This is a genomic window from Pseudomonas sp. 10S4 (assembly GCF_034344865.1).
GTDB lineage: Bacteria > Pseudomonadota > Gammaproteobacteria > Pseudomonadales > Pseudomonadaceae > Aquipseudomonas.
Genome location: NZ_CP133774.1, coordinates 3,932,451 through 3,953,941, shown reverse-complemented (window position 1 = coordinate 3,953,941; position 21,491 = coordinate 3,932,451). Strand labels below are relative to the sequence as shown.

Here is a 21,491-nt window from a genome sequence, read left to right as displayed (position 1 = left end):
TCCGGATTGATCCACCGCAAAGTCTCGCGTTCCCAATTGATGCGCGCGAGTGACTGCGAATGTTCGACCCCAAAGGACTGCTGGCCCTGAACAACACCATCGGCCTGCTGGTGGTCGCCGCCATGAATCCCGATCAGCCAAACGTCGAGGCGTTGCTCGGCGAGTTTCGCTTCTGCCTTAACGATTACGAACGCTGGGCGGAAAACTTCTGGACCGGCTGGGCCCTGGATGTCGAGCAGGTGTTCAAGGTGGGTAACGACGTTCGCCTCAGTGCACCGCTGAATTCCACCACGCCTGTCAGTTCGGTCGTCACCCAATGCCCGGCCGAGGGTCCGTTGACCCTGGTGCATATGTTCGAGGCCGCGCGTTTCGTGCCGATCGGCAACACGCCGGTAATGCTCGAACCAGTGATCGCGGACCGCAAAGGTGCGCTGACATTCGGTGAACCCATCCACAAGACCATCGGCCCGAGCGGCATTCTCGAAGTATCCGACTGCTCGCGGGGCCAGCGTTATCGCATCACCTTCTTTCCCGATGTTTCGGCCGAGCACGTCAAAGTGCTCTACGCCTCTTATCAAGGCTTGATCGACGAGCTCGAAGGCTGGCTGCGCAATGAGTGGATCAGCGAGTTCGAGCCGTTGTGGGCCGAGTTTTCCAGCGCCGGGTTCCTGGATCGCTACGGCCTGCTGCAAGAGGCGGACTGGCGAGGTGTGGGCAATTTGTTGCAGGGCGTATGGGATGACGTGAAGCAGGTCTACGCCCTGCTCGCCGATCTGCAAGCCAACAGCGAGAAGCTGCTGGAGTACTTGACTCAAGCCGAGCTGGACGCGCTGCTCAATGCCTCTGCAGAGGCCATCGCCAATGGCTTGCTGGTGCTGAGCGATGAGCCGCTACTGTTCATTCACCTCGCCGCGTTTACCAGTTGGCTGAGGATGCTGCCGCCGCAATTCGCCGCCGAGGTGGTGGCGGAAATTCGCACAGACTTGCTGATCGCTTTCCTACTGACAAGCGTGACCGGCACATTAGGCACGACGCTGGGTTTAAGCACCAAAGCGCTCGACAAAATCAAATCCCCACGCGCACGGCAATGGCTGGCGGCCGCCACCTTGCGCCTGAGCGAGTTGACTGCGCAATCCAGGCTGACCGCCCACGCCGGCGCGTTCAAACCCTTGGCAGTCAACGCCCGCCATGCGCCGTTGAATCCGACGCCGACGTTGCCGCTGGAGATTCGCAGCGGTCAAGCGCCGGTTCTAGTGGTGAAGAATCCGGCAGCTGTCGCGCGCGACAAGACCGACGCGCAAACCCGAATGGTCCGACACGAACCTCGCAACGATGCGCCGGACCAGGCGAAAAACCCCAACGGCGACAGTGCCGATTGCGGGCCATTGACTTGCACCAATGGCTGTCCGGTGTCGATGGTCACCGGTGAAGAACTGCTGACCCTGACCGATGGTGCCCTCGACGGTTTGCTGACATTTGAGTTCACCCGGCTGTATCGCACCAGTGCGGTGGAACTCGACTGTGGGCTGGGCTGGGGTTGGAGCCATTCCCTTGCCCACCGCCTGGAAATCGATGGCGATAGCGTCATCTGGATCGACCATGAAAACCGTCGTACGAAGTTTCCGCTGCCGAGTGTCGAGCGCCCGGCGATCCACAACAGCCTGTCGCGGGCAGCGATTTATCTGGGGGATGCGCCGCAAGAACTGATCGTCGCATTGGCCGGCGCAACGTCCAGGTTCTACCACTTTCATAACGGGCGCCTGACGACGATCAGCGACGCTTACGGAAACCGGCTACGCATCATCCGCGATCATCAGGAGCGAATTCAACGCCTCGACAACGGTGCCGGGCGCTCGCTGCTGTTGTGTTACGAGCGTCGACACCTCATCGCCATCGAGTATCAGATATTTCATCCGGCGGATGCGCAGGGTCACGCATGGCGTACAGAGCAGACGCTGGTTTGCCTACCACTATGACGCCCGTCATCGCCTGATCGAAACGACCAATGCCGCTGGCGAAAGCGAACGGTATGACTACGACGATCAGCACGTGATCCTGCAGCGGCAATTGGCCGGTGGGGCGAGTTTCTTCTGGGAGTGGGAAAAGTCCGGCAAGGCTGCACGGTGTGTCCGACATTGGGCGTCTTTTTCGCAGATGGACACGGCTTATACCTGGGATGACCAGGGCGGCGTCGTGGTGAAAAACGCCGACGGCAGCGAAGAAGCCTACGTCCATGACGGTCAGGCGCGGCTGGTGCGCCGGGTTGAACCGGAGGGTGGCAAACATCTCAAGGCCTATGACGACCAGGGCCGGTTGGTCACCGAGCAAAGTCCGCTCGGGGCGATAACCCGCTATCGATACGACGAGGTCGGACGGCTGATTGCGCTGATTCCACCCGAAGGCGAGCCGACGTCTTACGAGTACCGCAACGGTTTCCTCTATGCGCGATTTCGCGGCAACGCGGTATGGAAGTATCAGCGCAATGCCCAGGGTGACGTGACCGAGGCGACCGATCCTGATGGGCAGGTCAGCCACTATTACTACGATGCTCAGGGTCGATTGCTGTCGATCCGTTATCCGGACATCAGCCGGCACCTGTTCGCCTGGAATGACTTGGGGCAACTGATCGAAGAGACGTTGCCGAACGGTGGTCGGCGACTGTTTTCCTACGATGTGCTGGGGCGGCAGACGACGCGGCAGGACGAACACGGCACCCTGACTCACTACCAATGGGACGCCGTCGGACGCCTGATTCAGAGCACCCAGGCTTGCGGTGCTACGCGCACGTTTAGCTACAACGCCTACGGCAAGATCAGCGCCGAACGTGACGAACTCGGCCACATCACCCGTTACGAGTATGCCGACGACTTGCACCTGGTCAGCCGCCGGATAAACCCTGACGGCACGCAACTGAAGTATCGCTACGACAACGCGCAGCTTCTTCTGACCGAGATCGAAAACGAATCCGGCGAACACTATCAGCTGGACTACACGCCCAACGGTTTGATCCGGCAAGAAACCGGTTTCGATGGCCGGCGCACCGCGTATGCCTACGACCTTAACGGGCACCTGCTGGAAAAAACCGAGTTCGGCGATGACGGCTCGCAACTCGTCACCGGTTACCAGCGCGATTCGGTTGGGCGGTTGCTGATCAAGACCCTGCCCGATGGCCTCAAGGTCGAGTATCGCTACGACAGCCTCGGTCGCCTGGTCAGCGTTGATGACAGTCATGAACATCCGCTGGAATTTGCCTACGACCAGCAAGACCGCCTCATCACCGAGCACCAGGGCTGGGGCACGCTGCGCTATGGCTACGACGCTTGCGGCCGGCTCAACCACATTCGCCTGCCGGACAACAGCAAACTCGATTACCACCACGCCAAGGGCGGCGCACTCACGGCCATCGACCTCAATGGCACCAGGCTGACGTCGCACACGTTCTCCGTCGGCCGCGAGCAACATCGCCAACAGGGCCTGTTGCTCAGCGACTACCAATACGACGACCAGGGTCGCCTCAAAGCCCACTCCGTAAGCCAACAGCGACAACCGCTCTACCGTCGCGATTATGCCTACAGCGCCAACGGCAATCTCGACCACATTGCCGACACCCGCCATGGCCAACGCAGCTACCAGTACGACGCGCTCGACCGGCTGATCCGCGTCCGACACTCCCGCGATCACCTGCCTGAAGGCTTCGCCCACGACCCGGCAGGCAATCTTCTGATGCAGGATCGCCCGGGTCCGGCACAGGTTTTGGGTAATCGACTGCTCATGCAGGGTGATCGACATTACGACTATGACCCCTTCGGCAACCTGATTCGTGAACGCCGCGGCACTGGGCAGAAGTTAGTTACAGAGTATCGATATGACTGTCAGCACCGCCTGATCGGCGTCACGCCGCCGGATGGTCGTTGTGTGAGTTATCGCTACGACGCCTTTGGCCGTCGCATCAGCAAAACCGTCGACGGTAAAACCACCGAATTCTTTTGGCAGGGCGATCAGGTTGTCGCTGAAAGCAGTCGCGAGCATTACCGCAGCTATGTATATGAGCCTGGCACCTTCCGTCCATTGGCCATGCTCGATGGCAAAGGCCCGCGCCAGGCCTACCCGTTCTACTACCAACTCGACCATCTCGGAACGCCGCAGGAACTGACCGACTACAGCGGCGACATAGTCTGGGCGGCGCAGTACACCGCCCATGGCCGACTGACCCGCCTCAACCGCGACACCGATCAGGTGCTGGATCAGCCATTGCGGTTTCAGGGTCAGTATTTCGACGCGGAGACAGGGCTGCATTACAACCGGCATCGGTACTACAACCCGGACGTTGGGCGGTATCTGACGCAGGATCCGCTGAAGTTGGCGGGTGGGCTGAACGGGTATCGGTATGGGCTGAATCCGACGGGGTGGGTTGATCCGTTGGGGTTGAGTGATTGTCCGGGTGGGGGTGGGTGTAAGAGGCCGGGGGTTGGGGAGAGGGATCCGGCTGATGTAGTGGGAGTTGCCCATGGAGAGCCCGGGACACCCAGCCCCAAACAAGAAAACTATTACTTATACCGCGGTGATGACCGTGAACCTTGGGAAATCTTTGAGGCTGGTTTTGAACCCTTGGGAGATAGTAAAGATCTCTACTTGCATGCTTTGGATAATCGAAGCCCTCCGAGTCACTTTGTCAGTACTTCGATTTCAGAAAAGGAGGCAAAAAAATTCGCGACGGGCTACGGACTTGCCGATGGATATGTTTATGTACTAAAAAACATTAAAGGTATCGATGTCAATAAAGAGCTCGGCCTAATGTCACCCCATAGGCGTGAAATAGAAATAGCATTCCTAGGAGGAATACAAAACCACGACATCGTCGGTGTTACACCCGTCCACGCTGATGGTAGCTATAAGGGCTACTCGATACCAAACCCGTACAGGAAGTGATCATGATAAATATAGAAATATCACTAAGCACTCATGGCCTAATCGAGACCGCTATAGTCAAATGTGACAGAAAGAAACGAACACTAGCCATCACAATGCCCAGCGGCTTGCAAAGGGAATATTCGGCAGCCGACCTTTACTTATGTTTTGGAATGTTGAGAGCAGACTATCCTGAGACAAAATTTCTATGTAAAGGCGCTAAATTAAACGTCCACCCTTCTCGGATGTCGTCTCAAATGTCCAGCGGTTTGGTCGCCTACGAACTCGAGTTCGGAAAACCCAGCGAAGAAGAGAACATCGTGCGAATTTTTGATTATGAAGACAACAACATAACTAATAACATAGAGGATCAACAAACCTTCTACAAAGCATGGATTGATTCTTTAACAATCACAACACCATCAAACCCCAAAAACAAATTGCAGGACTAATGAAGGCAGACCTATTTAAATAGAAGTAGCAATTACAAGAGATTATAAAATAGATTACATTCTCAGACCAACAGTTAGCTGGAGCTATAGGACGCGCCTCTGGCCATAGTATTTTTAATCCAACTAGGAAATAAGGCATGCTCAGCGTAGAGCTTATTATTATCAAAGACGGCAGACGCCAAGTTGCCAAACTTCTCTGCAACACTGAAATGCTGACGATCAACTTCACTTTGGAGGGTGGACACAGTAAAACTTATTCGGGGGATGATTTCTACGAATGCCTTGGTCACATCAGAAAGGAACATTGCGACGTAACATTTCTATGTAAGGGCGCAAAAGTAAACGTCCACCCTTCCAGTATGTCTTCACAGATGTCTCCTGGGAGTTAAAGCATATGAACTCACGCTTGGAAAATATGCATTAGAAGCGACATCGTAAATATTTTTGACTACGAGGAAAACAACCTGACGAATGATCCCGAGGTGCAGAGAGACTTCTTTTTACGCTGGGTTGCATCAGATATTTCGGAAGAATGAATAATTGGAACCTTGCGCCCAATTGGGGGACAGATTTATTTACATTAGCGTGATAATAAAGTTTGTGACCGACATTAAGGAACACGAAGGAAACCTGAACAATCTCGATGAGATTTTAGAATCCGCGAATAACGTTTGGCACGACAGACTGGAGCATCGGAGAAGATGAGCTACAAAAATGAACTCCTCGAAAAGCTAATCGTCGATTTCCTTTCGAAAGTAGAAAAGGCCGCTGTATTACTCCAGGAAAAATTTGGTACACGATGCATTTTGAGGCTCTGGCACACAAAAAAAATAGAACGGTGCGGAACAATTATTGACAACATAACATATGAGTTACATGGCGTTGGCTGTGCTGTTTATCTACCAGAAGCATGCATAGATTTCGACTATGGCCCGAACGGAAGAACTGACGGCTTTGATGTTTGGCGACTATATTTGCTTGCGTGCGAGCTACCGCACCAATACGAAAAACACACTGACATGCAAGTGATAAAATCCGATTTCGAAGAATATATTGAGATGGGCAAGCTTGAAAAAATATCGCCATCAGATGGGCTTTATGTAGTTAAAGGGAACAGATTTGTTTAATAAAAATCCCGGCTAAACCGCTATAAAAATGGCTCAACCGTCACCAATGGAAAGCCGTGAAAAGTCAAAGAGTACGCGGTGTAAGTTAAGCGCATCCAAAACGGGACAGATCTATTTACATTACAATGGTTATTCCACAACCAAAACATGTACGGAAAACAGCTTTGAAGACAATAGAAATAGAAATATCTATAAATAAAGACAAACTCACTGAGACAGCCAAGATCGAATGTGACCGACAAAAACTCGTGCTAACTTTCACAATGCAGAGCGGCTTAAAAAAACATATGCAGCTTCTGATCTTTATGTTTGTCTAGGGATGTTGAGGGCTGACTTTCCGGATATAAAATTTCTATGTAAAGGCGCTAAGCTTAACGTCCACCCCTCGCGCATGAGTTCTCAGATGGCTGGTGGAGTAGTAGCGTATGAAGTCAGCATGGGAAAACCCGCCGAACAGGAAGATATCGTCAACATCTTCGACTATGAGGATACAGACATCACAAACGACATTGAGCAACAACGAGAATTCAATAGGCGCTGGCTCGCTTCGTTAGCGCACTAGCATGGGGTGCTAGGGGTCGAGCGGTTCAACCCCTATATGCCTTCAACTCGGCTCCCCCGACCCATCCTCCCCCGCAATATCCGGATCATCAGGACTCGCCTCAACATCACCATCACCCTGCTTCACATCATCCTCCGCAACCTGCTCCACTCCCGCGTCATCCTCATCGTCTGGCGGACGCTGGTCACGACTCAGCGAGTCAGTAGGAGAAGGCAGCGGATATTCAGGCGTTTCGTCGACGTCGGCGACTTTCGGGTCTGCGTTCATAAAGCACCTCTCGAAGGGCCTGAAAAGCAGGCCCTTGATAGTTCGAGGAAGTGGCTATCCAAGCGTTCGGTCCGAGAGACGATCGGTCGGCACGTGATCAATCTTCGTCTTCCTCTTCATTCTCGGTATTACCCACGTCTCCGGCATCATCGGCATCGTTAAGCGGTACCGTCGCATCGTCCATCAACGAACCTGGGTCTTCATTACCCGGATCGTTGAGTTCGTCTGAGTCGTCTTCGGTTTCAAGCGTCATGGCACGCCTCACATAGTTCAGGGAGTGTATGAAGTTCGAGGCGTCCTACAACCAAACGTTCCAGCGCCCTACCCACAGATACGAAAAACCCGGCGCTTGGCCGGGTTTCTGCTGTCACGATATCGAATCAGTGACCTTTGTGGTGCTTGTACCTGTTGTCGTGCTTGTACCTGTTGTTGTGTTTATCGCGGCCGCCGGAATGAGAACTGCGGCCGTCGCTACCCAAATTGTTACCGACCGCGCCACCCGCCGCGCCACCCAGGCCTGCGCCAATTGTCGAACCGGTGGAGCCGCCCAGACTATGGCCGACCACCGAGCCGCCCGCCGCCCCGACACCACCGCCCACCGCCGCTTCTGTGCGACTGCCCTTGCGTGCGCCGACGGCACCGCCCGCCGCGCCGCCGACTCCTGCGCCGATGGCTGCACCGGTGCTGCCGCCCATTTGCTGGCCGACCACATTACCCAGCGCGCCACCCAGACCACCGCCGACCGCCGCGGTGCCATCGCCGGCAGCCATTGCGCCCTGAGCGACCAGAAGTCCAAAAACCAACGTAGACAATGTCAAACGCATGATATGAACCTCAAAATTTCCGAACTCGGGAATAGAGCGCATTCAAATGAAAGGTGCGCCCGGTTATATGAGATTGGAGGCTCATGCGGGGAGATTCGTTCACAAACGAAAAAGCCCGGCATCAAGCCGGGCTTTTTGCGCTGACCAATCAGGATCAGTGACGCTTGTGACCTTTCGACAGGTTGGTACCTACCGCGCCGCCCGCTGCGCCGCCCAGGCCAGCGCCGATGGTTGCACCGGTCTTGCCGCCCAGACTGTTGCCGATAACCGAACCGCCAGCCGCGCCGACGCCACCGCCAATGGCTGCTTTGGTACGGCTGCCTTTCGGTGCCGCGATGGCACTGCCTGCTGCGCCCGCTACGCCAGCACCAATCGCTGCGCCGGTGCTGCCGCCCATTTTCTGACCGACCACATTACCCAGCGCGCCACCCAGACCACCACCGAGCGCGGCAGTACCTTGACCGGCAGCCATCGCACCTTGAGTAACCAGAAGCCCCAGAACCAGGGCGGGCAGTGTTAAACGCATGACGAAAACCTCAAAAAAGGGGGAGAACGAAAGGGCCGAGATTGAATGCTTTAGAGATGGCAAAGTCCAGACACAAATGAGCTCGACATCGCTGTGGGCGTCGGTTGGACCACGTTTATGGAAAAGGTTTTATCGCAGGCAAAAAAAGCCCGCTGGGGAGACGGGCTGGAGTATTGCTTTCTAACGGATGAGCTGAGACTACGTAGGGCGTTGTGAAAAGATTGTGAAAGAAAAGCGCGATTCGTATGTAGGACATTTCCCAGAAACCTGACCGCCAAAAATGAAAAACCCCGCTCGATTGCGCGGGGTTTGTTTTGTCAGCGATTACTTCCTGGAAGGCGCTGCGACTTTGGGCAGAAATTTCGATTTCGGCCCTCGAGGGGCCGTCGATTTGATCTTGTCCGTCTCGACCTGATCCTCGCCAAAGCCAGCCACGTACTCGGTCTGGCCACACTGCACACAATTGTTGATTGGAAACTCAGCCCCGTCGTCTTCGATATACGGATCAGCCATTTCTTCGCCCCTTTCAAAACAGGGTCAATACCGGCAAGCCCTTTTTGCCTGAAAAATATCGACCACCAAGGCTTGTGAGACTAGCCGGTCATTACTGGACTTGTGATTCACATGACCCAAAGGCCGACGAATGGCTTTGTGTCGAAGCTGAAACATTTTATTACTTATTAGCTGGTTTCCAGCCCCCTTCCCCTATCAAGAATTTCAATTCAACGCCGCTGCACTGTTGTCATTTGAAAAATCTCAAGGAAAGAGCCGTGAATATCAATCTATCGACCTCCACCATTGTCCCGTCATCTAAAGATCTGACGATATCCGACAAAGTCCTCACCGCGACCCCGCCTACCGCGACCACCGAGGCCATGAAAGAGGCAGCCAGAAAATGGCGTGAAGCCAACCCGGACTCGGATGGGGTCATTTACCACCCCAGCAACCCGTCGCCGTCTCAACCAACAGAGCCCGGGCAGGTCATAGATGCTGTCATCACCTGGATCGGCAGTACCTCGCCGACCGCAAACTTTCCGGCGGCTGAAAGTCGACTGATTGCAGCCAATGACAGCCTCAAGACGAACTACATGCAGTTTCTGGACGATCTGAAAAACATCGATCCGGCGCTTGAAGAACAGGACTTCGGCTTCACCGTTGATCCACAAGGCAATCTAAAGGCCACCTCACTCTCTGGCTCAATAAACGCCGACGACCTTGCACGCCTCACCGACTACATGAACCGCTCCGACTCCTTGAAAGACGCCGCCAACGAATTTGCACAAAGCTCATTCGACTATGTGAAGGAAGACAAGGAATACCAGGGCACTGGCGGCTTCGTGCTGAACATGAACAACTTTGAAAAAACCGTCGATCTCGGCCAGATGTATACGTATCAAAAGTCGGGCAAGAGCAACATGGGCAACTTCTTCGCCCAACAGGTGATGACCAAAGGCGAACGCGCTCCGCACCCCTTCTGATTAGACCGGCAGGGCCCGTGTGCAAAGCGTCACGGGCCGAGGCACCTCAACTTGACCGCCGTCCCGGTCACAAACACCACCACCATCCCGCCCTTGCCCGCCGGCATGCTGGTCTCGAAATCGAGCCCCACCACCGCATCTGCCTGCAACGCCTGAGCGCGCTCCTTGATCTCGTCGGTCGCCTGAATACGCGCCTCTTTCAATGCTCGCTCCAGCGTCTGAGAGCGCCCCCAAAAAATCCCGCATCCCGGCGAACATGTCGCGGATAACGTTGACGCCCTGCACCGACTCGGCGCTGACAATGTCCAGGTAGGCGGTGATTTGGCGGCCTTCGATGGTGTGGGTTGTGGTGGTGATCATTGGGTTTCCTTCTTCATAAATGTACTCAAGGCAACTTTGACAAATGCTCAGCCAACGCCTCGAACGCCGGTAACGTCACCGGATCGTTAGCCGAGTTACTGGCCACCGGATGCGACGACATACCGCACGATCACCATCTCGGCCTTCGGGTCGACATAGATCCGTTGCCCATGCACCCCGCGCGCCATGAACGCCCCGCCCTCCTTGTTCGTCACCCACCACATCGACCGATAGCTCCAGCCCTTCAACAACTCATAGCCTGCTTTGGCGAAAGCCTGTTTATCGCCACCGCGACGAATGTCGTCCACCACCGCTTTCGGTACGATCTGCTGGTCGTTGAATTTGCCGTCATTGCGCAACATCTCGCCAAACCGGGCCAGGTCCCGCAGCCCCATGTTCAACCGCCGCCGGCAAATGGCGTACCGATGGAGTCCACGGTGAAATAAGCATCCTGCTCGGCGCCCAAACGGCTCCAGATCCGCTCCGATAACAACTACGCGACGTTGCGACCGCTGGCCCGGGCGATGATCCAACCCAGTACGTCGGTGTTGACGGTTTTGTAGCTGAACGCGCTGCCATGCTCGCCTTGCAGTTGAACCGTCTGTAAAAACTCGTAGTAAGTTCGCGGACCTGTGTAGTCCTTTGGCTTGGGCAGCGGACTGCCAGCCTTGGCGTGGGACCAGACCTCGGCATTCGGGTCTGCGTAGTCTTCGCTGTATTTGAGGCCTGTGGTCATGTCGAGCACCTGACGCACCGTGGCGCTGCCAAATGCCGAAGTCGCCAGCTCAGGGACGTAATCGGCGACAGGCTTGTTCGCATCGATCCGACCTTCCGCCACCAGCATCGCCCCGAGCGTACCGACCACCGACTTCGTCACCGACATCGCCGCATGCTGGCCTTCCGGCGTCAGTACGCCGAAGTAGCGTTCGTAGACAATCTTGCCCTTGTGCATCACCACGATGCCGTCGGTGTAAGTGGCCGCGAGGGATTGGTCCCAAGTCATCGGCGTCTTTGCGCCGAGCGGGGTGAAACTGACGGCATCGATATCTTTGCGCAGCGACGATTCCAAGGGCACCGGCGCGCCAAGCCCGCGTGAGACGTTGGTCGTCGGCATCAGTTGGCGGAAGTTCGAGACGCTCCAGCGCATGGCCGGGAACTGGAAGTAGCTGCCGTCTTCGAAACGAACGGTGCGATCAGCGGGTGGTGGTGAACCGATCATCCAGCCGAGCTTGGCGGGGTCACTGGCGGCAGCGTCGGGAAAAGTTGTGGTGCTGGCAGCGGTGGCGAGTGATGACATGAAGCACATCAGCAGCGCTATGCGGTGGAAAGCCATAGTGTCGATTCCGTTCGAGGGGATTGGCGGTCTATAACAGGCGGGATGGGATTCGTCTCAAAGCCAGGTTTTTCGGGGGGATTGAAAAGTTCGTACTGGTATTGGGGCCGAGTCCTACAAAACGTTCGGAAGCATCAGCTTGGTTGTGTATTGCTGCTTTTGGCCGCGGACACTTATAGTTTGAACGTCGCTCAACGGCGGCCAGGTTTGGCGACCTGATGACATTTGAAGGAACTTTTCCAAATCAAATGGAGCTTCACTCATGAATCAATACATGGCCCTCACCAGCAACGCCGACGATCAACCCACCCTGTTCGTCGATACCACCAAACCTTTGCATATCCTGCTAGACGCTGCTGGCTATCGAATCAGAGCCGTCACCCAAGTCCTGGAAAACCTCGCAATGCGTGGTGAAATCATCAGCGACTCAGTCATCCTCAGCGACTTCGCGCTGCTTTGCTCTATTCCTTTGAGGGATGGGTGCGATGTGCTGGATGTGATTGGGCGTCGGCTGGATAAGATGCCGGGGTGATAAAAATGGGCGACCACTTGGTCGCCCATTTTATTTAACTCAGACGCTTACTGCGCAACAACCTTACTAGCTCTATAGCCTTTTACCCGGGAACGACCTGAGAGGGTAACTCAACTGAAATCCTTATACAGCGACATATCCACAAGGGTGAGTCAGAGCCGGTTGTTGAAGCTTACAAAGATTATCGTGGCAGTCAGAACGGTGTTTACTACCGCAAGATCAAAGGATGTGCGGACAAGCTTCGTGTCGCTCCCAACTCAATGCAACTTTTGAGGGATATGGTCAAATGAAAAATTTTATACTCGGATTTGGACTAGCATTTTTTAGTATTTCGACATTCGCAGCTCAGCTAAGCCCCCTATCACCTGTGAATTAGCGGGACAGAAAAATACAATTTCATTGCTACGCTTTTCTCCGATTGAAGACTCTTTTGTCTATAAAGTCCGTTATGCCCAACAAACAAAATTCATCTATAACGGTTCAAATGAGTCTCGAGGAAGCGGAATTCAATGGCAGTGCGTTTCCGACGGAAAAAATATGAACGTGCTTGTGATTTCAGGTGAATTCACTTCGAACTTCCTGCAAGGGGTCCTGTTCTATTTCAACTCAGGGGACGGAAAAATAGAACGGATCGATTTCGCGGAAAGAAACCGCCCTCGCTGGGTAAGCATTTCCGCACAAGGTGCTCAAGTCATCTTTGAGAACACAGGCAATGAAAGTTCAAGCAAATACTTGACCTATGGGAAAAATGGGGCTTATGTGGAACTATCAGAGCTTCCCTCAACCTCAAGCTCTGCTGGTGAAAAGCTAATTGATCTAAAGAACGGCCAACAGTAAAACCCGTATTGACTCCCGGCAATCATGCAGGAAATCTACCGACAAAGCCGCCAACAACGGCGGCTTGGATCAGTTCAGATGCTGCTAGCTATTGTATTAAGCTCATAAGGTTTGAGCCGTAAAACTTCCTCTCTTATCCAATTATTCAACTGAGTCATCCGCGTCTGAATCGGCTCCGGCTCGTTCGCCGGCAGTCTAGCAACGCGGTCGAAAGCGTGGGCCTCCTTTCTAAGCCAGAAAACCTTCCGTGGTTCCGTATTGGTCCCACATCGCTTTTTTCCAGACGCCAAAAACCACAAACCCCCGACTTTCTCTAGGAAAATCAGGGGTTTGTGTTTACTTAATGTGGCGGTGAAGGAGAGATTCGAACTCTCGATACAATTTCTTGTATACACACTTTCCAGGCGTGCTCCTTAAGCCACTCGGACACTTCACCGTATCTCTTCAAACAAGTTCTGTCTGTCGAGGCGCGCTAATGTAGTCGAAAGCTTTTCCGATGGCAAATATTTTTTTCAGAATTTTCATGCGCTTAGCGATTTAGTCGTTCCGGCGGGTTCCGGGCCATGGCAAACCTGCCAATCTCCGGCGTCGTGCCCTCTTCTATATAGAGGGGAATGCACGGCCAGTGCGGCCGGCTACGCTTGTCCGACGGGAAAAGGGTGACTGGCGGGTCAGTCACGGCGCTTTACCTGGCCTACGGCGGTGGGTAACGTCTGCCTCAACTTTCATACAAGGAATAGCGTCATGAGTGAGTTAGTTTCCTACAACCTCGAAGACGGTATCGCGACCCTGACGTTGAGCAATGGCAAGGTAAACGCCATTTCCCGGACGTGATTGCGGCGTTTAATGCTGCGCTGGATCAGGCGGTGACTGATCGTGCGGTGGTGATCATTACCGGTACGCCGGGGATTCTGTCGGGCGGTTATGACTTGAAGGTGATGACGGCCGGGCCTAAAGAAGCCGTGGCGCTGGTGACGGCTGGTTCGACACTGGCCCGCCGCTTGTTGTCGCACCCGTTCCCGGTGATCGTGGCGTGCCCTGGGCATGCGGTGGCCAAGGGTGCATTCCTGTTGTTGTCGGCGGATTACCGCATTGGTGTCGACGGTCCGTTCAGCATTGGTCTGAATGAAGTGCAGATCGGTATGACCATGCACCACGCCGGGATCGAACTGGCGCGTGATCGCCTGAGCAACGCGGCGCTGCATCGTTCGGTGATCAATGGCGAGATGTTTAATCCGCAGAGCGCGATTGCGGCCGGGTTCCTCGATGTGGTGGTCTCGGCCGAGGAGCTGCAAGGTGCAGCACTGGCCGCGGCGCGTCAGTTGAAGAAGATCAACATGACCGCGCACAAGAACACCAAGCTGAAAGTGCGCCAAGCGCTGCTGGAGACGCTGGACAACGCGATCATCCAGGATCAGGAACACTTGGGCTAAGCTCCGGCCCGCTACAACGAAAAGCCCGGCCCTCGTGTCGGGCTTTTCGTACGTGCTCTGTTGAAAAGCCTGCAACCGCTCTAGGCCGTGTCTGACACTCAAGTCGGAAACATGCGCTTAAACATCGCCTATCTCCCGCCTCTATAGCGGCAATTGCCGAAAACAGTGCACATCCGTACACTGCGCCACCTTTTGTCCCGGTGGGGCCTGTAAATGCTGTTTGTGTTTCGTATGTCATTGATGGGCCTGCACTTTATTCTGGCCGGTGTGGCGGGGGTGATCCTCGGTCTGTGCCGACCGTTCAACCCGGACAACAGCCGTTTATGCGCGCGCCTGTATGCCTGGCCGGCGATGTGTATTTTGCGTCTGCGGGTGAAGACCGATGTCGGGCCGTTGATGGACAAACCCGAGAGCTGCGTGATCATCGCCAATCACCAGTCCAACTATGATCTGTTTGTGTTCGGCAACGTCGTGCCCCACCGCACCGTGTGCATCGGCAAGAAGAGCCTGAAGTGGGTGCCGCTGTTCGGTCAGTTGTTCTGGCTGGCGGGTAATGTGTTGATCGACCGCGGCAATGCGCACAAGGCGCGCCAGTCGATGCTGACCACCACGCACACCTTGCAGCATGAAGACACCTCGATCTGGGTGTTCCCGGAAGGCACGCGTAACCTCGGCGAAGAGTTGCTGCCGTTCAAGAAAGGCGCGTTCCAGATGGCGATTGCGGCCGGGGTGCCGATCGTACCGGTGTGTGTCAGCAGTTACGTCAAACACATGCGATTGAACCGCTGGAGCAGTGGGAAAATTCTGATTCGTTCGCTGCCGGCGATTCCGACCGCAGGGTTAAGCATGGACGACATGCCTCTGCTGATCGCCCAATGCCGAGAACAGATGCGCGAATGCATCGCCTCGATGGATCGACAACTGCAAGCCGCTTAAACGAAACCCGCCCTGTGCGGGTTTTCTTTTGCCTGCGACCTCGTGCCAGCGAACTCTTAAGATTTCACTGACTCTCAAGCAGCAGACAAGGCTAAGCTGATCGCTGCCTGCCACTGCCATCTGCTAATAAGAAGTGAACCACCATCATGGGTAGAGTTGTTGCTGCTGCGGTTTACAGCGCCGGTAAAAAAATCACCAATATCACTCTCGACGAAGGCGCCGCCTGGGCGGCCAAGACCGGACACTTTGTCTGGATTGGCCTCGAAGAGCCCAACGCCGAGGAGCTGACCAACCTGCAACGCCAGTTCAACCTGCATGAACTGGCCATCGAAGATGCCCTGGAAAAACACAGCCGACCGAAGCTGGAAACCTTCGGTGATGCACTGTTTATTGTCACGTACTCGCCGATCCGCCATGAAGGCAAACTGGAGTTCATCGAGACTCACATCTTTGCCGGCAAGGGTTACATCATCACCGCGCGCAACGGTCATTCGGCGTCCTACGCCCATGTCCGCCAACGCTGTGAGGCGCGTCCGTTGTTGTTGGAGCACGGGGAAGATTTCGTACTCTATGCCATCCTCGACTTCGTCATCGAAAACTACCAGCCGGTGGGCGAAGCGATTCACGCCGAGATCGATGAGCTGGAGCGCAACGTGCTGTGCAGCGCGCTGAATGAGCGTGACATCCAGAATCTCCACAGCCTGCGCCGCGACGTGCTGCGCTTGCGCCGATATGCGGCGCCAATGGTGGAGATCGGTGAAGAGCTGCAGAAGCTGAGCTTCCCGTTTATCGACAAGAACATGCGGCCGTACTTCCGTGATGTGCAGATCCACGTCACGCGGCAGATGGAAGACCTGACGACCCTGGCGGATATCGCCAGCCAGACGATTGAGGTCGGGGTGTTGCTGGAGGCTGCACGCCAAAGCGTGGTGCAGCGCAAGTTTGCGGCGTGGGCAGCAATTCTGGCGTTTCCGACGGCGGTGGCCGGGATTTATGGGATGAACTTTCAGAACATGCCGGAATTGAGTTGGCATTACGGGTATTTCGCGGTGCTGAGTTTCATCACCGTGGGTTGCGTGGCTTTGTGGGCGAGTTTCAAGAAGTCCGGGTGGTTGTAGTCAAGACCGAGTCGTCTGTGCGATTCGCGGGCAAGCCTCGCTCCTACTGGTCAGCGTGATCCGTAGGAGCGAGGCTTGCCCGCGAAGCTTTTAGCCTCAAACCGTCTCAGGCTTATGCGCCACAAACCGCATCATCCACTCCGCAACCGTAGCGCCATGATGCGCATGCTCAAGGCTCGCCACACCCTTGGAATAAACCTGCTCACCCAAATGCTGCTGGCGAATCTCCAGCAACGCCCGTGAGTAGTCGTGAATGAACTCCGGATGCCCCTGGAAGCACAGCACCTGATCGTTGATGTGATACGCGGCAAACGGGCAGAAATCGCTCGAGGCAATCACCGTGGCGTTTTCCGGCAGCACCGTGACTTGATCCTGGTGGCTGATCAGCAGTGTCAGTTCTTCCATCACCGGGCTCATCCACGGCGCCTTCGCGGCGAGTTTGTAGTTATGGATGCCAACGCCCCACCCCTGGCTCGCTCGCTCGCTCTTGCCGCCGAGCAGCAGCGCCAGCAGTTGATGGCCGAAGCACACGCCCAGCAGTTTGTCGCCGCGCTCATAGCGAGTCAGCAAGTAAGTCTTGAGGGTTTCAATCCACGGGTCGGTGCCGAAGGAATCAGCCTTGCTGCCGGTGACCAGGTAGGCGTCGAAGGTCAGCTCATCGCTGGGGTAGTCGCCCTGCATCACGTTGTAGACGGTGAACTCGGCAGCGATGGGTTGCTGCGAAAACAGGCGCTGGAACATCTGCCCGTAACCCTGATATTGATCGACCAGTTCTGGACGCAGGATGTCGGTTTCCAGAATGCAGATGCGTAACGACATAAAAAATACCTGACACGTGATGGGAATAATGCACACCCCAGAGCCTGCCTTGAAACACGGTGGCAAGGCAAGCCCCGGAATGCGTCACTGGTCCCTTAGAACGCCTCCCCTTTGGCCGCTTTGTCCAGCAGCAGCGCCGGTGGAGCGAAGCGCTCGCCATATTGCTCGGCCAGATACTGGGCGCGTGCGACAAAATCTTTCACGCCATATTGGTTGATGAATTGCAGCGCGCCGCCGGTCCAGGCCGCGAAGCCGATGCCGAAGATCGAGCCAACGTTGGCGTCCGCCGTCGAGGTCAGCACGCCCTCCTCCACGCAGCGCACGGTTTCGATGGCTTGCACGAACAGCAGGCGATCACGTACATCCTTCGGCGAAATCTGCCCGTCGGCCTTCTCGAAACGGTTTTTCAGCTGAGGCCAAAGATGTTTCTGCCCTCCGGCCGGGTAATCGTAGAAACCACCTCCAGCGGCCTTGCCCGGACGTTTGTATTCGTTGAGCAGCAAGTCAATCACGGCAAAGGCCGGGTGCTCAATCAGCGGTTTCCCTTCTGCTTGCAGGTCTTTGGCCGTTTGCTGGCGGATATGGCTCATGAGGCTGAGGGAAACTTCGTCGGAGATCGCCAGAGGTCCGACCGGCATCCCGGCCTTGCGCGCTTCGGTCTCGATCATCGGCGCGCTCACGCCTTCGCCGAGCATGGCGATGCCTTCATTGGTGAAGGTGCCAAACACCCGCGACGTGAAGAAGCCACGACTGTCGTTGACCACAATCGGGGTTTTCTTGATTTGCAGGACGAAATCGAAACCACGGGCCAGGGTTTCGTCGCTGGTGTTCGCGCCTTTGATGATTTCCACCAGGGGCATTTTTTCCACGGGGCTGAAGAAATGCAGACCGATGAACTTCGTCTGGTCCGGCACTGCAGTGGCCAGGCCGCTGATCGGCAGGGTCGAGGTGTTGGAGGCGATCACCGCGTCCGGGCCAACGACTTTTGTGCTGCTGACGAGACCTTGGCTTTCAGTTCGCGATCTTCGAACACGGCCTCGATGATCAGGTCGCAACCGGCCAGATCGGCATCGCTTTCCGTGGGCTGAATCCGCGCCAGCACGGCGTCTCGCTGCTCAGCGCTCAGTTGGCCACGGGAAACTTTCTTGTCCAGCAACGCCGCCGAGTGCGCCTTGCCCTTCTCTGCTGCCGCAAGATTAATGTCCTTGAGCACCACGTCGATACCAGCCGAGGCGCTGACAAAGGCGATGCCTGCGCCCATCATCCCCGCGCCGAGCACACCCACGCGATGAGTCACGTAAGGCGCAAACCCCTGCGGCCGCGAACCACCGGCATTGATCTCATTGAGCTGAAACCAGAACGTACCAATCAGGTTCTTCGACACCTGGCCGGTGGTCAACTCCGTGAAGTAACGGGTTTCAATAAGGTGCGCCGTGTCGAAATCCACCTGGGCACCCTCCACCGCCGCGCAAAGGATTTTCTCCGGCGCCGGCATCGTGCCCTGGGTTTTAGTGCGCAGGATCGACGGCGCGATGGCCAGCATCTGCGCGACTTTCGGGTTCGACGGCGTGCCACCGGGGATCTGATAACCCTTCACGTCCCAACGCTGCACAACGCTCGGGTTGGCCAGAATCCTCGCCCGCGCCTTGGCCAGCAGTTCATCGTGATCCGCCGCCAGCTCATCGATCAAACCCGCCAGCAACGCCTGTTGCGGCCGGACCTTCTTACCTTCAAGCAAGTACGGCAAGGCTTTTTCCAGGCCCAGCATGCGGACCATGCGCACCACCCCGCCGCCGCCCGGCAACAAACCGAGGGTGACTTCCGGCAAGCCGAGTTGCACCGACGGGTTGTCCAGCGCCACGCGGTGATGGCAAGCCAGGCAGATTTCCCAACCGCCGCCCAGCGCCGCACCGTTGATCGCGGCGACCACCGGTTTGCCAAGGGTTTCCAGGGTGCGCAGTTGCCCTTTCAGCGTGAGCACCATGTCGTAGAAGGCTTTGGCTTCGGGTTTGCCGACCTTGATCAGTTCATTGAGATCGCCACCGGCAAAGAAAGTCTTCTTGGCCGAGGTGATGATGACGCCGGCGATGCTGTCCTTTTCGGCAACCAATTGGGCGACGCGGGCGGCCATGGCTTCGCGGTACACCGCGTTCATGGTGTTGGCGCTCTGGCCCGGCATGTCGATGGTCAGGACGACGATCTGGGTCCTGACCTTTTTCGTAACGAATGGCTTCGGTCATGTCACTTTTTCCTTGAAGTCAGGGCTCAGAGGCGTTCGATGATGGTGGCAATGCCCATGCCGCCGCCGACACACAGCGTCGCGAGGCCATAGCGCAGGCGCCGGGTTTCCAGTTCATCGAGCAGGGTGCCGAGGATCGCGCACCCGGTGGCGCCCAACGGGTGCCCCATGGCGATCGAGCCGCCGTTGACGTTGACCTTGTCCGGGTCAATCGCCATGTCCTTGATGAACTTCAGCACCACCGAGGCAAAGGCTTCGTTGACCTCAAACAGATCGATGTCTTCGACCCGCAACCCGGCCTTGGCCAAGGCTTTGCGAGTGGCCGGCGCCGGGCCGGTGAGCATGATGGTCGGGTCGGTACTGGTGACCGCCGTGGCGACGATCCGCGCCCGTGGCTGCAAGCCCAGCGCCCGCCCCTTGGCTTCGGAACCGATCAACATCAGCGCCGCACCGTCGACGATCCCGGAGCTGTTGCCCGGCGTGTGAACGTGGTTGATTCGCTCCACGTGGCTGTAGACCCGCAGCGCAGTGGCGTCGAAGCCCATTTGCCCCATCATCTCGAAGCTCGGCTTGAGCTTGCCCAAACCTTCCATTGTCGATTCGGCGCGGATGAATTCATCGTGATCGAGCAAGATGATGCCGTTCTGGTCCTGCACCGGCACCAGCGACTTGTTGAACGAACCGTCCGCCCTGGCCCGCGCGGCTTTTTGCTGGGAATGCAGCGCGTAGGCATCGACGTCCTGACGGCTGAAGCCTTCCATCGTGGCGATCAGGTCGGCGCCCACGCCTTGGGGGTGAAGTGGCTGTGCAGGTTGGTTTCCGGGTCCAGCGCCCAGGCGCCGCCGTCGCTGCCCATCGGCACCCGAGACATCGACTCGACGCCGCCGACCACCACCAGGTCCTCGAAGCCGGAACGGACTTTCATCGCGCCGAGGTTCACCGCCTCCAATCCCGAAGCGCAGAAGCGGTTGATTTGCACACCGGCCACGCTGACGTCCCAATCGGCGACCTGGGTCGCCGTTTTGGCGATGTCGGAGCCTTGATCGCCGATGGGCGTAACGCAGCCGAGTACCACGTCATCGACCTGACTGGTATCGAGCGACGTGCGTTGCTGCAACGCTGTCAGCAACCCGGCCACCAGGTTCACCGGTTTGACGCTGTGCAACGCGCCATCGGCCTTGCCTTTGCCACGGGGCGTGCGTAACGCGTCGAAAATCAAAGCTTCGGTCATGTGGTCCTCGAACCTGATGGTGTGAGTAACATCAAAAGATCGCAGCCTTCGGCAGCTCCTACAGGGGATTGCGGCATTTTTGTAGGAGCTGCCGAAGGCTGCGATCTCTTGATCTTGAATGAACTATCACCTTAAGCCGAGCAGCCACGGATTCAATGACCGCAGTGCTCACCGACGTTGACGGTCACGCTCAGACGGACGGTAGCCAGCTATCGGATTAACCGATTCAGGTGACGAAGCTGTCTAGCAAACGGGCGCCCAAGAAGCTGGCAATAAGCCTCATGCCTTTTTAAGCGCTTTTAACGCTTACACCATACGAAATGGATCTAAACCAAGTGTGACGCGGGCTCTAAGGTGAAGATGTACGAAGTTGTCGTCGGGTTTTGCCGAGGCGCTCGTTCCACAGGAAGTGCATCGCTTTGCCGTCATGGAGATATGCAGGCAGGCATCAGGAAATAACAAAAAAGGCGGTCAGCCATGTTTAAACATTCGAAAGTACGTCAAGCCGG

General features: G+C 56.1%; 13 protein-coding genes, 1 tRNA gene and 6 pseudogenes. 9 read left to right on the top strand and 11 right to left on the bottom strand.

Translation table 11 applies throughout. From position 1 onward, the window contains the following. Positions 1–59: 59 nt before the first annotated feature. From RHM58_RS18510 to RHM58_RS18500, 3 genes and pseudogenes are all read left to right on the top strand, one after another. A pseudogene (locus RHM58_RS18510) lies at positions 60–4,929 on the top strand (RHS repeat-associated core domain-containing protein). Between the two features lie 2 nt (positions 4,930–4,931). Continuing rightward, positions 4,932–5,360: a hypothetical protein gene (locus tag RHM58_RS18505; RefSeq protein WP_201255928.1), complete on the top strand. Its 429-nt coding sequence runs from the start codon at positions 4,932–4,934 to the stop codon at positions 5,358–5,360. 701 nt (positions 5,361–6,061) lie between these two features. Further along, positions 6,062–6,487, top strand: a complete 426-nt coding sequence (locus RHM58_RS18500; protein ID WP_322267846.1) for a DUF6896 domain-containing protein — start codon at positions 6,062–6,064, stop codon at positions 6,485–6,487. Between the two features lie 604 nt (positions 6,488–7,091). On the opposite strand, the gene RHM58_RS18495 is transcribed toward RHM58_RS18500, so the two are convergent. The 5 genes from RHM58_RS18495 to RHM58_RS18475 all read right to left on the bottom strand — a co-directional run bounded on the left by RHM58_RS18495 (position 7,092) and on the right by RHM58_RS18475 (position 9,179). Next, positions 7,092–7,316, bottom strand: a complete 225-nt coding sequence (locus RHM58_RS18495; RefSeq protein WP_322267845.1) for a hypothetical protein — start codon at positions 7,314–7,316, stop codon at positions 7,092–7,094. A 97-nt stretch (positions 7,317–7,413) separates the two neighbouring features. Beyond that, entirely contained in the window at positions 7,414–7,569 is a 156-nt protein-coding gene (locus tag RHM58_RS18490) for a hypothetical protein (protein WP_201255933.1), read from the bottom strand. A gap of 127 nt (positions 7,570–7,696) precedes the next feature. Next, the gene (locus tag RHM58_RS18485) at positions 7,697–8,140 is read right to left on the bottom strand and encodes a hypothetical protein (RefSeq protein ID WP_201255934.1); all 444 of its coding nucleotides are present in this window, start codon (positions 8,138–8,140) and stop codon (positions 7,697–7,699) included. 154 nt (positions 8,141–8,294) lie between these two features. Beyond that, positions 8,295–8,666: a bacteriocin gene (locus RHM58_RS18480; RefSeq protein WP_201196239.1), complete on the bottom strand. Its 372-nt coding sequence runs from the start codon at positions 8,664–8,666 to the stop codon at positions 8,295–8,297. Between the two features lie 324 nt (positions 8,667–8,990). Next, on the bottom strand, positions 8,991–9,179 hold the full coding sequence (locus tag RHM58_RS18475; RefSeq protein ID WP_242486290.1) for a hypothetical protein: 189 nt from the start codon (positions 9,177–9,179) through the stop codon (positions 8,991–8,993). 257 nt (positions 9,180–9,436) lie between these two features. On the opposite strand from RHM58_RS18475, the gene RHM58_RS18470 reads away from it, so the two are divergent. After that, the gene (locus RHM58_RS18470) at positions 9,437–10,144 is read left to right on the top strand and encodes a hypothetical protein (RefSeq protein WP_322267844.1); all 708 of its coding nucleotides are present in this window, start codon (positions 9,437–9,439) and stop codon (positions 10,142–10,144) included. Positions 10,145–10,173: 29 nt separating this feature from the next. On the opposite strand, the pseudogene RHM58_RS18465 reads toward RHM58_RS18470, so the two are convergent. Both RHM58_RS18465 and RHM58_RS18460 read right to left on the bottom strand, forming a co-directional pair. Beyond that, a pseudogene (locus RHM58_RS18465) lies at positions 10,174–10,504 on the bottom strand (YbjQ family protein). A 25-nt stretch (positions 10,505–10,529) separates the two neighbouring features. Beyond that, positions 10,530–11,837, bottom strand: a pseudogene (locus RHM58_RS18460) (serine hydrolase domain-containing protein). 262 nt (positions 11,838–12,099) lie between these two features. Here RHM58_RS18460 and RHM58_RS18455 point away from each other — a divergent pair. Next, positions 12,100–12,369: a short-chain dehydrogenase gene (locus tag RHM58_RS18455; protein ID WP_201255936.1), complete on the top strand. Its 270-nt coding sequence runs from the start codon at positions 12,100–12,102 to the stop codon at positions 12,367–12,369. Between the two features lie 537 nt (positions 12,370–12,906). Further along, positions 12,907–13,206 carry a hypothetical protein gene (locus RHM58_RS18450; protein WP_322267843.1) on the top strand — a complete coding sequence of 100 codons (300 nt, stop codon included), beginning with the start codon at positions 12,907–12,909 and terminating at the stop codon, positions 13,204–13,206. A gap of 346 nt (positions 13,207–13,552) precedes the next feature. Here the strand turns inward: RHM58_RS18450 and RHM58_RS18445 are convergent. Further along, positions 13,553–13,642: transfer RNA gene (locus tag RHM58_RS18445), tRNA-Ser, on the bottom strand. A 308-nt stretch (positions 13,643–13,950) separates the two neighbouring features. Here RHM58_RS18445 and RHM58_RS18440 point away from each other — a divergent pair. The 3 genes and pseudogenes from RHM58_RS18440 to RHM58_RS18430 all read left to right on the top strand — a co-directional run bounded on the left by RHM58_RS18440 (position 13,951) and on the right by RHM58_RS18430 (position 16,693). Continuing rightward, positions 13,951–14,639: pseudogene (locus RHM58_RS18440) on the top strand (crotonase/enoyl-CoA hydratase family protein). Positions 14,640–14,852: 213 nt separating this feature from the next. Then, a complete protein-coding gene (locus RHM58_RS18435; RefSeq protein ID WP_322267842.1) occupies positions 14,853–15,575 on the top strand; it encodes a 1-acylglycerol-3-phosphate O-acyltransferase in 723 nt (240 codons plus the stop codon). 146 nt (positions 15,576–15,721) lie between these two features. Next, complete coding sequence (locus RHM58_RS18430; RefSeq protein ID WP_201255938.1) at positions 15,722–16,693, top strand: magnesium and cobalt transport protein CorA; 972 nt, start codon at positions 15,722–15,724, stop codon at positions 16,691–16,693. 96 nt (positions 16,694–16,789) lie between these two features. On the opposite strand, the gene RHM58_RS18425 is transcribed toward RHM58_RS18430, so the two are convergent. From RHM58_RS18425 to RHM58_RS18415, 3 genes and pseudogenes are all read right to left on the bottom strand, one after another. Continuing rightward, positions 16,790–17,512 (bottom strand): amidotransferase, encoded by a 723-nt coding sequence (locus tag RHM58_RS18425; protein WP_201202033.1) that lies wholly within the window; start codon positions 17,510–17,512, stop codon positions 16,790–16,792. Positions 17,513–17,607: 95 nt separating this feature from the next. Beyond that, positions 17,608–19,752, bottom strand: a pseudogene (locus tag RHM58_RS18420) (3-hydroxyacyl-CoA dehydrogenase NAD-binding domain-containing protein). Positions 19,753–19,777: 25 nt separating this feature from the next. Further along, positions 19,778–20,982 (bottom strand): annotated as a pseudogene (locus RHM58_RS18415) (acetyl-CoA C-acetyltransferase). Between the last annotated feature and the right edge of the window lie 509 nt (positions 20,983–21,491).

What these genes read in the sequence shown, in the direction of transcription:
- RHM58_RS18505 (WP_201255928.1), top strand. Translation starts at nt 4,932, where the DNA reads ATGATAAATATAGAAATATCACTAAGCACTCATGGCCTAATCGAGACC.
- RHM58_RS18500 (WP_322267846.1), top strand. Translation starts at nt 6,062, where the DNA reads ATGAGCTACAAAAATGAACTCCTCGAAAAGCTAATCGTCGATTTCCTT.
- RHM58_RS18495 (WP_322267845.1), bottom strand. Translation starts at nt 7,316, where the DNA reads ATGAACGCAGACCCGAAAGTCGCCGACGTCGACGAAACGCCTGAATAT.
- RHM58_RS18490 (WP_201255933.1), bottom strand. Translation starts at nt 7,569, where the DNA reads ATGACGCTTGAAACCGAAGACGACTCAGACGAACTCAACGATCCGGGT.
- RHM58_RS18485 (WP_201255934.1), bottom strand. Translation starts at nt 8,140, where the DNA reads ATGCGTTTGACATTGTCTACGTTGGTTTTTGGACTTCTGGTCGCTCAG.
- RHM58_RS18480 (WP_201196239.1), bottom strand. Translation starts at nt 8,666, where the DNA reads ATGCGTTTAACACTGCCCGCCCTGGTTCTGGGGCTTCTGGTTACTCAA.
- RHM58_RS18475 (WP_242486290.1), bottom strand. Translation starts at nt 9,179, where the DNA reads ATGGCTGATCCGTATATCGAAGACGACGGGGCTGAGTTTCCAATCAAC.
- RHM58_RS18455 (WP_201255936.1), top strand. Translation starts at nt 12,100, where the DNA reads ATGAATCAATACATGGCCCTCACCAGCAACGCCGACGATCAACCCACC.
- RHM58_RS18450 (WP_322267843.1), top strand. Translation starts at nt 12,907, where the DNA reads ATGAACGTGCTTGTGATTTCAGGTGAATTCACTTCGAACTTCCTGCAA.
- RHM58_RS18435 (WP_322267842.1), top strand. Translation starts at nt 14,853, where the DNA reads ATGCTGTTTGTGTTTCGTATGTCATTGATGGGCCTGCACTTTATTCTG.
- RHM58_RS18430 (WP_201255938.1), top strand. Translation starts at nt 15,722, where the DNA reads ATGGGTAGAGTTGTTGCTGCTGCGGTTTACAGCGCCGGTAAAAAAATC.
- RHM58_RS18425 (WP_201202033.1), bottom strand. Translation starts at nt 17,512, where the DNA reads ATGTCGTTACGCATCTGCATTCTGGAAACCGACATCCTGCGTCCAGAA.